The sequence below is a fragment of the Mesorhizobium sp. M0772 genome (assembly GCF_040320135.1).
Lineage (GTDB): Bacteria > Pseudomonadota > Alphaproteobacteria > Rhizobiales > Rhizobiaceae > Mesorhizobium.
Genome location: NZ_JAMYPB010000007.1, coordinates 1 through 12,556, shown reverse-complemented (window position 1 = coordinate 12,556; position 12,556 = coordinate 1). Strand labels below are relative to the sequence as shown.

Annotated in this window: 8 protein-coding genes; 7 read left to right on the top strand and 1 reads right to left on the bottom strand. The window is 63.7% G+C overall.

Going from position 1 to position 12,556, the window contains the following annotated elements; genetic code table 11:
• The first annotated feature begins 1 nt into the window (after position 1).
• From prfA to NKI06_RS06455, 7 genes are all read left to right on the top strand, one after another.
• On the top strand, positions 2–1,081 hold the full coding sequence (prfA, locus tag NKI06_RS06485; protein ID WP_352746907.1) for a peptide chain release factor 1: 1,080 nt from the start codon (positions 2–4) through the stop codon (positions 1,079–1,081).
• The gene (prmC, locus tag NKI06_RS06480) at positions 1,074–1,952 is read left to right on the top strand and encodes a peptide chain release factor N(5)-glutamine methyltransferase (protein ID WP_352984557.1); all 879 of its coding nucleotides are present in this window, start codon (positions 1,074–1,076) and stop codon (positions 1,950–1,952) included. Before prfA ends, prmC begins: the two co-directional genes overlap by 8 nt.
• Before the next feature lie 304 nt (positions 1,953–2,256).
• Complete coding sequence (locus NKI06_RS06475) at positions 2,257–3,252, top strand: DUF4167 domain-containing protein (RefSeq protein WP_352498162.1); 996 nt, start codon at positions 2,257–2,259, stop codon at positions 3,250–3,252.
• A gap of 208 nt (positions 3,253–3,460) precedes the next feature.
• The gene (gene clpB, locus NKI06_RS06470; RefSeq protein WP_023685772.1) at positions 3,461–6,067 is read left to right on the top strand and encodes an ATP-dependent chaperone ClpB; all 2,607 of its coding nucleotides are present in this window, start codon (positions 3,461–3,463) and stop codon (positions 6,065–6,067) included.
• Positions 6,068–6,138: 71 nt separating this feature from the next.
• Entirely contained in the window at positions 6,139–6,495 is a 357-nt protein-coding gene (locus tag NKI06_RS06465; RefSeq protein ID WP_023685771.1) for an MmcQ/YjbR family DNA-binding protein, read from the top strand.
• Positions 6,496–6,787: 292 nt separating this feature from the next.
• Positions 6,788–8,305, top strand: coding sequence for a L,D-transpeptidase family protein (locus tag NKI06_RS06460; RefSeq protein ID WP_023701438.1), 1,518 nt, complete (start codon positions 6,788–6,790; stop codon positions 8,303–8,305).
• 102 nt (positions 8,306–8,407) lie between these two features.
• The gene (locus NKI06_RS06455) at positions 8,408–9,967 is read left to right on the top strand and encodes an MFS transporter (RefSeq protein ID WP_352984555.1); all 1,560 of its coding nucleotides are present in this window, start codon (positions 8,408–8,410) and stop codon (positions 9,965–9,967) included.
• Between the two features lie 172 nt (positions 9,968–10,139).
• Here the strand turns inward: NKI06_RS06455 and NKI06_RS06450 are convergent, their stop codons facing one another.
• Positions 10,140–12,110 (bottom strand): M23 family metallopeptidase, encoded by a 1,971-nt coding sequence (locus NKI06_RS06450; protein ID WP_023686664.1) that lies wholly within the window; start codon positions 12,108–12,110, stop codon positions 10,140–10,142.
• Between the last annotated feature and the right edge of the window lie 446 nt (positions 12,111–12,556).

The window sequence follows — 12,556 nt, the reverse complement described above, 5'->3', positions numbered from 1 at the left end:
CATGGTCAATCTTCCCCGCGAGCGTATGGATCAGGTCGTCAAGCGCTTCGAGATGCTCGAAGCGCAGATGTCGGCCGGCCCGGCGGCCGATGCCTATGTGAAGATGGCCTCCGAATATGCCGAGTTGCAGGACATGGTGGCCAAGGTCAGGGAACTGCGCTCAGTCGAGCGCGAGCAAGCCGACCTCGAGGCGATGCTTGCCGACAAGGGCACCGATGCCGAGATGCGGGCCCTGGCGGAGGCAGATCTGCCCGGCGTCGAAGAGCGTATCGAACAGCTGCAAAAGGACATCCAGATCCTGCTGTTGCCCAAGGATGCGGCCGACGACAAGAACGCCATCCTTGAAATCCGCGCCGGCACCGGCGGCGACGAGGCGGCATTGTTCGCCGGCGACCTTTTTCGCATGTATGAGCGCTATGCCGCCGAACGCGGCTGGCGCTTCGAGACGGTGTCGGCCAGCGACGGCGATGCCGGCGGCTTCAAGGAAATCATCGCCACCATTTCCGGTAGGGGCGTCTTTGCCCATCTGAAATTCGAATCCGGCGTGCACCGCGTGCAGCGCGTGCCGGCGACCGAGGCCAGCGGGCGCATCCACACTTCGGCGGCGACGGTTGCCGTACTGCCGGAGGCCGAAGAGGTCGACATCGACATCCGCGCCGAAGACATCCGTATCGACACGATGCGCGCCTCGGGTTCGGGCGGCCAGCACGTCAACACCACCGATTCTGCGGTGCGCATCACCCATTTGCCGACCGGCATCATGGTGGTGCAGGCGGAGAAGTCGCAGCATCAGAACCGGGCGAAAGCCATGCAGATTCTGCGTGCGCGGCTTTACGACCTCGAGCGCAGCAAGGCGGACGAGGAGCGCTCGGAGTCACGCAAATCGCAGGTTGGTTCGGGCGACCGTTCGGAGCGCATCCGCACCTACAACTTCCCGCAGGGCCGCCTTACCGACCATCGTATCAACCTGACGCTCTACAAGCTCGACCGGGTGATGATGGGCGAGCTCGATGAGGTCATCAATGCGCTGATCGCCGACCATCAGTCGAAGCTGCTCGCCGATATTGGCCTCGATGGCTGACATGTTGCCCGGCGCGCTCGGGCCGTTGTTGCGGGTGGCGCGGGAGCGGCTTGCCGCGGCCGGCCTTTCCGACCCGGCGCTGGATGCCAGGCTTATCGTCGAGCATTTTTCCCGCACGGACCGTACGCAGGCGATCGCCGACCCGCAACGGACGGTCGATGCGGGTGCGGTTGCCGCAATCGGCGCTGCTCTGCAGCGCCGCATGGCCGGCGAACCGGTGCACCGCATCCTCGGGTTTCGCGAGTTTTACGGCCTGCGGCTGTCGCTGTCGCCGGAAACGCTGGAGCCGCGGCCGGACACCGAAACGCTGGTCGAGGCGATCCTGCCTTTTGCCGGAGCGACGGCCGAAAGGCTGGGGGAATGCCGTATCCTCGATCTCGGCACCGGTACCGGCGCGATTGCGCTGGCGCTGCTCAGCGCGGTTCCGGCCGCGACCGCCACCGGGGTCGATATTTTACAAGACGCGCTGGCAACCGCGATACGTAATGCCGAGCAACTCGGACTCGCCGGCCGGTTCGTGGGGCTGCAGTCCGACTGGTTCGAAAAAGTTTCGGGCCGATACCATGTAATTGCCGCAAACCCTCCCTATATATCGTCTGGAGACATTGGAAATCTGCAGGACGAAGTCCGCGATTTCGATCCGCACAGAGCCCTTGATGGCGGTGTGGACGGTCTTGGCCCCTACAGGATCATCGCCGCCGAGGCGGCAAAGTTTCTGGAAGCAGAAGGCAAGATAGCGGTCGAGATCGGCCACTCGCAGCGCAATGAGGTCAGAGACATATTCGCGGCAGCCGGCTACAGGCTGGCCGGGGCATTTGTCGATCTTGGCGGAAACGACAGGGTTCTTATGTTTGAACAGGGAAAGCCTTGACGCAGTGCAAAAAAGCGCTTGGCAATGCCGGGGAATGCGGCTAGGGTCCGCCCTAACCGGATGAGACGAAGCAGGCAGTGCTCTTAGCGATTCGGTTTTCCTTGGAAATAGCTGCCTTCTTGCGCAAACGACGCCCAAGCTTCGTGCGGGAATCGTCCGGCAAGTGATGTAACCGGAACAGGATGACACGTGGCGCCAACGCAATTGATGCGGGCGAACGCCGGTGAAGAAACGAAACGGCTGGCTGCATGAGCGCCTCCGTTCGCGAAACGTTTTTCGAAAATTTCAAAATGAAGAGAGTCTTATGAGGCCACAACAGCAGAACAGGCGCATGCGCGGTCGCAACAACAATGGCGGCGGCGGTGGCAACAACAATAACAACAACAACAACCGCAAGGGCCCAAATCCCCTGACGCGCAACTACGAGAGCAACGGCCCGGACGTGAAAATCCGTGGATCGGCTCAGCAGATCGCCGAAAAATACGCCACTCTGGCCCGTGATGCGCAAAGCTCCGGCGACCGGGTTATGGCGGAAAATTACCTCCAGCACGCCGAGCACTACAACCGCATCATTGCCGCCGCACAGGCGCAGATGCCGATCCAGAATGCCCCGCAGAACCGCGACGAATTCGACGACGATGAAGATCGCGACGATTTTGACAATGCCGGCAGCGGCAATGGCGGCGAGACTCAAGCGCCGATGGCGAACCACGGCAACGGTCCGCAGCCGACGATTGAGGGCACGCCGGCCGAACTCGCATACGGCCAGGAAAACGGCCGCGAGAACAACAGTGGCCGTGACAATAATGGCCGTGACAATAATGGCCGCAACAACAACGGCCGCGACAACAATGGCCGCAACCGTGACCGCCGCCCCAATGGCGGCTATGGCCAGAACGACCAGCGTGGCGACTTTGCCCAGCGTGGCGAGCAGAACGGCCAGCGCGGCGACCAGCAGCGCTTCACCGAAACCCCGGCACAGGCGGAAACCGTTTCCGCGGTTGAGCCCGAAGCCGAGAGCGGTTTCTCCGAGCCGGCGCCGCTGTACGAAAACCTGTCGCCGGCGGCTCTCGCCGCCCGGGCCGAACTCAATGAGGCAGCCGCCGAGAGCGGCGCTGCCCGTCGCCCGCGGCGTCCGCGCCGCCCGCGCAACAATGCCGATCAGGTCGGTGACGAACAGTCTGGTGGTGGCCAGGTGGTGGATGGCGCCGGCGAGACCGCTGCCGCTGTTGACGTGGTTGATGCGGCGCCGGCCGAAAGCTCTGCCGGCGACCCGTTCGCCGTCGACGCCAACAACTGACCCACAAGACATAAGTCGATGAAACGGCGGAGAGAAATCTCCGCCGTTTTCGTTTGCTCGGCCATGCAATATCATCAGCCGGACGTCTTGAGCGGCAATGGCTTGCGCCCCATATCTGGCGTGAACTGGACCCGGCTCGGATGAGCGGGTCCGTCACCGCAATCTGATCCGGTGCCGCAAAGCGGGCCGGTGATGGAAGGAGACAGATATGAACCTCGAGAAATACTCCGAGCGCGTCCGCGGATTCATTCAGTCCGCCCAGACCATGGCGCTCTCGCGCAATCACCAGCAATTCACTCCCGAACATATGCTGAAGGTCCTCGTCGATGACGACGAGGGGCTGGCCGCCTCGCTGATAGAGCGCGCCGGCGGCAACGTGCGCGACGTCAAGCTTGGCGTCGAGACCGCCCTTGAGGCCATGCCCAAGGTGGAAGGCGGCAACGGCCAGCTTTATCTGGCGCAGCCGCTGGCCAAGGTGTTTTCGACCGCCGAGGAATTGGCCAAGAAAGCCGGCGACAGTTTTGTCACGGTCGAGCGGCTGCTGCAGGCGCTGGCGATGGAGAAGTCGGCTAAGACGGCCGATATCCTGTCCAAGGCCGGCGTCACAGCGCAGGCGCTGAACCAGGTGATCAACGACGTCCGCAAGGGCCGTACCGCCGATTCGGCGAGCGCCGAGCAGGGCTATGACGCGCTGAAGAAATACGCGCGCGACCTCACCGCCGATGCCCGCGCCGGCAAGCTCGACCCTGTGATTGGCCGTGACGACGAGATCCGCCGCACCATCCAGGTGCTGTCGCGGCGTACCAAGAACAACCCGGTGCTGATCGGCGAGCCGGGCGTCGGCAAAACGGCGATCGCCGAAGGTCTGGCGCTGCGCATCGTCAATGGCGACGTGCCCGAATCGCTGAAGGACAAGCAGTTGATGGCGCTCGACATGGGCGCGCTGATTGCCGGCGCCAAATATCGCGGCGAGTTCGAGGAGCGGCTGAAGGCCGTGCTCAACGAAGTCACCTCGGCGGCCGGCGGCATCATCCTGTTCATCGACGAGATGCACACGCTGGTCGGCGCCGGCAAGGCCGATGGCGCCATGGACGCTTCGAACCTGTTGAAGCCGGCGCTGGCGCGCGGCGAACTGCACTGCGTCGGCGCGACCACGCTCGATGAATACAGGAAGCATGTCGAGAAGGACGCGGCCCTTGCCCGCCGGTTCCAGCCGGTCTTCGTCAACGAGCCGTCGGTCGAAGATACCGTGTCGATCCTGCGTGGCCTGAAGGAGAAGTACGAGCAGCACCACAAGGTGCGCATCTCGGATTCGGCGCTGGTCGCGGCGGCGACCTTGTCCAACCGCTACATCGCCGACCGTTTCCTGCCGGACAAGGCGATCGACCTTGTCGACGAAGCCGCGTCGCGGCTGAGGATGCAGGTCGATTCCAAGCCCGAGGCGCTGGACGAGATCGATCGCCGCATCATGCAGCTCAAGATCGAGCGCGAGGCACTGAAGGTCGAGAAGGACGAGGCGTCAAAGGACCGGCTCGCGCGTCTCGAAAAGGAACTCGTCGGCCTCGAGGAGGAATCGACCGAGATCACCGCCAAATGGCAGTCGGAAAAGCAGAAGCTTGGCCTCGCCGCTGACCTCAAGAAGCAGCTCGACGCGGCCCGCAACGACCTCGCCATTGCCCAGCGCAAGGGTGAATTCCAGCGCGCCGGCGAGCTTGCCTATGGCAAGATCCCGGAACTGGAAAAGAAGCTGAAGGAAGCCGAAGCCCAGGACGGCAAGGCCGGCATGGTCGAAGAGGTGGTCACGCCCGACCACGTCGCCCATATCGTGTCGCGTTGGACCGGCATTCCGGTCGACAAGATGCTGCAGGGCGAGCGCGACAAGCTGCTGCGCATGGAAGACGAGATCGGCAAGCGAGTCGTCGGCCAGGGCGAAGCGGTACAGGCGGTGTCCAAGGCCGTGCGTCGTGCCCGGGCCGGGCTGCAGGATCCGAACCGGCCGATCGGCTCGTTCATGTTCCTCGGACCGACCGGCGTCGGCAAGACCGAACTGACCAAGGCGCTGGCCAATTTCCTGTTCGACGACGAGAGCGCCATGGTGCGAATCGACATGTCGGAATACATGGAGAAGCACTCGGTCGCCCGGCTGATTGGCGCGCCTCCCGGCTATGTCGGCTATGAGGAAGGCGGCGCGCTGACCGAAGCGGTGCGGCGCCGGCCCTATCAGGTCGTGCTGTTCGACGAGATCGAGAAGGCGCATCCGGATGTCTTCAACGTGCTGTTGCAGGTGCTCGACGACGGGCGGCTGACCGACGGGCAGGGCCGCACGGTCGACTTCCGCAACACGCTGATCGTCATGACGTCGAACCTCGGCGCCGAATATCTGGTCAATCTCGGCGAAGAGCAGGATGTCGATGCCGTGCGCGACGAGGTTATGAGCGTGGTGAGAGCCTCGTTCAGGCCGGAGTTCCTCAACCGCGTCGACGAGGTGATCCTGTTCCACCGGCTGCGCCGGCAGGATATGGGCCGTATCGTCGAGATCCAGCTCAAGCGGCTGGAAAGCCTGCTCGTCGACCGCAAGATCACACTGTCGCTCGACCAGGAATCGATCGACTGGCTGGCGGCGAAGGGCTACGACCCGGCCTATGGCGCGCGGCCGCTGAAGCGGGTGATGCAGAAGGACCTGCAAGATCCGCTGGCGGAAAAAATCCTGCTTGGCGAGATACTCGACGGCTCGACCGTCAAGGTCACCGCCGGCTCCGACCGGTTGAATTTCCGGTCCAGGCCCACTGTGGTGCCGACCGACGCGGCAGCCTGATCCAACGCCGCGCGTCCGACCGGACGCGCGGCATTTTCTTATGAAACAACAATCCTTTGACGGGGGTGCAGATGACGCTGGACGACTACAACAGCTTCTGCGCCTCGCTGCCGCAGACGACGCACGTGGTGCAGTGGGGCGGGGCCGATGTCTGGAAAGTCGGTGGCAAGGTCTTCACCATCGCCGGCCATGACCGGGAGGGTGGCGTCTTCGTCACCTTCAAATGCTCTGAGATGGCATATGACGTGCTGAAGGATCAGCCCGGCTGCCGGCCGGCGCCCTATCTCGCCTCGCGCGGCATGAAATGGATCCAGCGTCAGACAAGCCAGAGCATGGATGATGATGCGCTGAAGGACTATCTCGGCGAAAGCCACCGCCTCGTCGTCCTCAAGCTGACGAAGCAGACGCGCAAGGAATTGGGCCTGTAGCAACCAGTAATCCGCCATCTTCATGCCCGGTTCATGTTGGAAAGCTTATGTTGTGGTTTGCTGGCGAAGGGGTTTGCCTGCAGGCTTTTGACGATCAGGGCGTTCCTTGCGCATCCAAACGGTGGCGAGAACGTTCTGGTGGGAACACTGCCGGGCGGCGGCAATTACGCATGACCCCGAAAATCGAAATTCGATTTTCGGAAAGGATCATGCGCAGACATGAAGTGTTACAGCGTCCTTTGCGCGTCCAAACGGACGCGCGGCGCTGTAAGTACCGGAGAGTTTGACCACCATGTTCCGCACGATCCTTGCCTTTTCGGTGCTCGCCGCCGGGCTGCTCACGTCCAGCGCCATGGCATCGCCGACTGTGGACAACGCACTGCCGGCCGTCCGCGCCGCCGATAGCGGCGGCATTGTGCTTGCCCAGGACGGCAATCTCGACATCTATTACGACGCCAGGGGCAACCGCGTCATCGTCGATGCCGAGACCGGCAAGGTCATCGCCATCCAGCCGCCGCAGACCAGGCTCGACCGCCGCGCGCTGCGCCGGGAAATGCGGGCACGTGAGCTTGGACGCGCACCGGTCGAAGACGACGACCGCTACTATCTCGACGATCCCGAAGACATGGCGCGTTTCCGCCGCAGGCAACTGGACGATCAGGGACGAATCCCCGGCCCGCCGGTTGATGAATACGATCCTGAAAGCGACAGATTCCTGGGGGCCGCTCCGCAGGATGATGCTAATGACAGCGACACCTATCCGGAAGCGCCGAAATCCGCTGAACCGCGGCCCGTCAAGCGCCAGCCGCTGAACGAAGCCTCTATCGATCCCGCCGAACCGGCGGCGCCCGCCGACCAGGCCGCGCTGCCGCCGAAAGCCGGTGGCAAGACCGTGGTCGATCCCTCGCTTTCACTCGGCGCACGCCAGGATGTAGCCGCCTTGCAGGTGCTGCTCGACCGCGCCGGCGCTTCACCCGGCGTCGTCGACGGGCGCTTCGGCTCCAATGTCGACAAGGCGCTTGCCGCCTATAACCAGATCACCGGCAGCAATCTGCGCTCGACCGACGCGGTCGGCATCCAGGCTGCGCTGGCGCAAACCGGTGGCGATGCTTTCGCCAATTATACGATCACGCCCGAAGACGCGGCCGGGCCTTATGTCGCCTCGATACCGGAGGATTACAGCCAGAAGGCGCAGCTCGACCGCATGGCTTACACCTCCGTCACCGAAGCCTTGGCCGAACGGTTCCACATGGACGAGAACTACCTGAAGGGGCTCAATCCCGAGGCCGACTTCAGCCGTCCCGGCACCATCATCAAGGTCGCCAATTTCGGCAGGCTGGTGGCGACGCCGGTTGCCCGCATCGTCGCCGACAAGGACAAGAAGCAGGTGTTCGCCTATGACGCCGGTGGCAAGCTGGTCGCGGCCTATCCGGCCACCATTGGTTCAGCCGACACGCCCTCGCCGACCGGCACTCATACGGTGTCGCGCGTCGCGCTCGATCCGAACTACACCTACAACCCCAGCATCAATTTCAAGCAGGGCCAGAACGACAAGATCCTGACCATCCCGCCGGGTCCGAACGGCCCGGTCGGCTCGGTGTGGATCGCGCTGGACAAGCCGACCTATGGCATTCACGGCACGCCCGATCCCTCCAAGATCGGCAAGACCGAAAGCCATGGCTGCGTGCGCCTGACCAATTGGGATGCGCGTGAACTGGCCAAGCTGGTGTCGCCGGGCGTCACCGTCGAGTTCGTCGGCGGTCCCTCGGCCGATGATGTTGCGGAGCAAGTGAGCGCTCCAGCGCAGTGATATCGGCCTGCCCATAAGGCAGGCCGATATCCAAAGCTGGATTCATGAGCGCAGGGTGCTGGCTGGTTGTTGCCGGCCCGCAACAAGTCTAAGCAGACGCTCATGAAGTCTCCGAGCGAAGCCGCAGCCGTTCCCCTGACCAGGTCGCTTTCCAACGGTACATTTTGCCCGCAGTCGCAGCGCAAGTTCGTGCTGGTAGCGGCGATCCTGGCGTCAGCGCTCGGCTTCATCGACGGGTCGATCCTGGCCATTGCCATGCCGGCAATGCGCGTCGACCTCGGCGCCAGCCTGGCCGAGGTCCAGTGGATTTCCAACGCCTATGCGCTGACGCTGTCGGCGCTGATTCTGGCCGGCGGCGCCGCCGGCGACCGGTTTGGCCTCAGGCGCGCCTTCGTTGCCGGCATTGCGCTGTTCATCGTCGCTTCGCTGGCCTGCGCGGTGGCGCCGAATGCGCTGGTGCTCATCGCCTTTCGCGCCATTCAGGGCCTTGGTGCGGCGATCATGGTGCCGGGCAGCCTCGCCATCATCGCCAAGGCCTATCCGAAGAAGGAGCGCGGCCGGGCGCTCGGCATCTGGGCCGCCGCCTCGGCGCTGACGACTGCGCTCGGTCCGGTGCTCGGCGGCTTCGTCCTGTCGGCCTTTGGCGGCGGTATCTGGCGGGCGATCTTCGCCGTCAACCTGCCGCTCGGGCTGATCTCGATCTATCTCCTGCTGGCCAAGATTCCCGCCGACGCGCCGACGGAGAAGCGAAGCCTCGATCTCGGCGGCGCCGCTCTCGCCACGCTTGCCTTCGGGGCGCTTGCCTACGGACTGACCTCGATGAGCGCCGAAGGCAGCGGGCTGATGTCGGGGCCGAGCATCGCCGCAGGCGCCGTGCTGCTTATCATCTTCATCGTCTTCGAGCTTCGGCAGCGCGAGCCGATGATCGATCTCAAGCTGTTTCGGATCGGCGCCTTTGCCGGCGCCAACCTCGCCACCTTCTTCCTGTATTTCGCGCTGTCGGCCAATCTGTTCTACCTGCCGATGCTGTTGATCGCCGGATGGGGGCTGAGCACCAAAGAGGTCGGTTTCATCTTCCTGCCGCTGTCGGCGTCGATCGCGCTGCTGTCGGGTCTCGTCGGCCAGTGGTCGGATCGCATCGGTCCGCGTTTTCCGATCGCCAGCGGCTGCCTGGTAGTTGCCATCGCCTTTGCCGGGCTGGCTTTGCTCACTCATGCCGGCATGCACAATTTCTGGACCGGTATCTTTCCGCTGATGGCGGTGATGGGGCTCGGCATGGCGCTGGTGGTGTCGCCGCTGTCGACGGCGGTCATGACCGCGGTCGAGGACAAGGATACCGGCGCCGCTTCCGGCATCAACAATGCGGTTTCGCGCATTGGCGGGCTGATTGCTGTGGCGGCGATGGGCTCGCTCGCGGCCTGGGTCTATTCGACGATGCTCGATACCAGCGCTAGGCCGGGCATTCCGGGATTCGGCGAACCGGCATTGGCCGGCCTGGCGCCAGACCTTGATGCAACACGGCTCGCCGCCAGCGATGCGGCGTTCGCGGCCGTGTCGACAGTGACGGCCGTGCTTTGCCTGCTTGCCGCTATTATCGCCTGGGCCACCGTTTCGGGGCAAAAGCTGCCTTGGTCACGAGCCGAAGAGGAGCAGTCGACCTGATTCGGAGCCGACCCGATTCGGAATGCTCTGATGGGGCGATTATGATTCGCCAGCGTCGAGTGTGACGGCTTAAAGCGCGTCGCGCTGAAACGGATTCATACGACGCGCTTTAAGTGTTTGTTTTGAGGCATGTCCTTGTCCAGAGCCGCGGCACACTTCTGGGCGACATGCATTAGCCTTCGATCTTGGCGCTCGCGACCTTCAGCGGATTGCTGTCTTCCTGCTTGAGCAGTTCATCGATGCGCTCGCGCTCGCGCTTGAAAGCGACCAGGTCGTCGCCCTTCAGCACCTTGCCGACCGGCAGGCGCACGCGCATCGGGTCGACCTTGGTGCCGTTGACGATCAGCTCGTAGTGAAGATGCGGACCGGTGGAGAGGCCGGTCTGACCGAGGAAGCCGATGGTCTGGCCCTGGCGGACATGAACGCCCGGTTCGATGCCTTTGGCAAAGGCGCTCTGGTGATTATAGGAGGTCTCGTAGCCATTGGCATGGCGGATGATGATCTGCTTGCCGTAGCCGCCGGCCCAACCGGCCTTTTCGATGGTGCCGTTGCCGGCGGCGATGATCGGCGTTCCGATCGGCGCCGCCCAGTCGACGCCGGTATGCATGCGGACATAACCGAGGATCGGATGCCGGCGGGCGCCGAAGCCGGAGCGGAATTTCCCGGCCGGCAGGGGATTGCGCAGCAGGAACTGCTCGGCGCTCGATCCGTCCTCGTCGAAATAGTCGGTCGAGCCGTCCTGCATCTGGAAGCGGTAGAAATTGCGTGTCTGGCCGCCGAAGGTCGACGAGACATAGAGCAGTTCCGATTCGTCGGAGGCCTGGTCGTCGCCGTCCGGCTGCGAGAACAGCACGTCGATGCGGTCCGATGGATTGAGCCTGGACTGGAAGTCGACGCCGGAGGCCAGGAGCTTGACCAATTGCTGGGTCAGCTTCTTCGACATGCCGTAGGAATAGGCGGCGCGGTAGATGCCGTCATAAACGTTCGGCAGATTGCCGCGCACCACCACCGGTGCCGACGAATCGTCGAACGCGGTCAGCAATTCGGGGTTCGGCTCAGGTTCCTGCGCCGGCACATACTGGCCGCGGTCGTCGAGCGCGATGGTGACGATGTGCGTTGTCTTGTCATAGACGCTGGTGCGAACGACCTTGGCGGCGTCGCCATGTACCTCGAGCCCGACCCGCAGCACGGTTCCGGCCTTCAGCGCCGGTGCGTTGAGCAGCTTACCGATCGCCTCCGCCATGCCGGTGGCGTCATCGCCCGTATAGCCCGAATCGGCGAAGGCCTCGGCAATGTCGCGGTCCCTGGTGAAGGGAATGATTTCCTCGGCGAAAGCCGGGGTCTGGTCGTCGAGCGCGACGCGCGGCGCCACCGAGACGTTTTCCGGCACGATCTTGACGTCGTAGGAGCCGGCCATCGATTCGGCGAAGGCATCGCCGAATCGCTGCGGGTCGACATAATGCAGGGAGGCGACCTGCACGGCGCCGTCGCTGAGGTCGGTGCCGGCCTCGCGCACCACTTTTTCCACCTCGTCGGCGGACAGGTCGCTTTTTTCGTCGAAGGAGGCCGTCTCGACCGGGAAATCGACCGTCTTGAGGCTCATCTCGCTTTCGACCTTGGCGCCGTAGATCTGGCCGCCAACCGCGGAGGCCGTCGCCGGCTGCGCCGGGGTCGAGTCGCCATCGTCGCCGAACACCTGCATCGGGTCGAAAGGCGGATAGGCGCGGTTGGTGGTGTGGCCGGCGGCCAGCGCCATCTTGATCTGCACGAACGGCATGGTGTGGATAACGTCGCGGTCACCGACCTTGGTCACCATCGACACTTCCATGCGCCTGCGGTCCTTGGCCTTGGCGATCTGGCGCGGCGCCACCAGCCTGGTGGTTTTGGCGACCTCGCCGGAATCGCCGCCGCTTTCGAGCTGGGCCAGTTCGGCGATTTCGGGCGGGGTTGCCAGCTGCTGGCGGCCGTCAAGGGCGGCAAACAACGCCACGCCCATCAGCACACTCGAGGTCACGCCGGTAAGAAAGGTGCCCGACAGCCAGCGCGCTGAAACCTCGCGCCGGTCGGGCGGGCCGCTGCGGCCATCCGCGATCAGCGGCGGCTCATTGCCGAGTTCGGCTATGACATCTTCCGTGTCTGGCATCCAGAAAGGCTGCTTCTTCCCCGGGCGGAACGGCTTTTCGCTTCTGTTGGGCCATGACATTTGCCTGTCACGGCGGGTGAAGTCAACGAAGCGGCGAAATCCCCGCTCACACGCTCTGTTTTACAGCCCCTTGTAGAGAGGCGTCTTTATCCTCTTACAGGAGGCTCCGAACCGTGATGCGCAGACCCCGCTTTGGCTCTTATAGGAAGGCACCTCGCGGGCCGCGCCGAGCCCTTCTTTGTTGGCCTCGGTGTCGAACGGCAATGCGGCGGCAATAGGGCTCCTTTTTGGCAACGCCAATGTTCCCCTGGGGCAGTCCGCCGGCGCCAGAACTTCTGTCGCAAAAAGTTCAAAAACATCGTCGATGACTGTTGACAGTTCTGGTTGGTGGCGACTATATACGCCTCACGAACGAGGGCGGTGCGCCGCTGGCGGCGAAGCAGTTT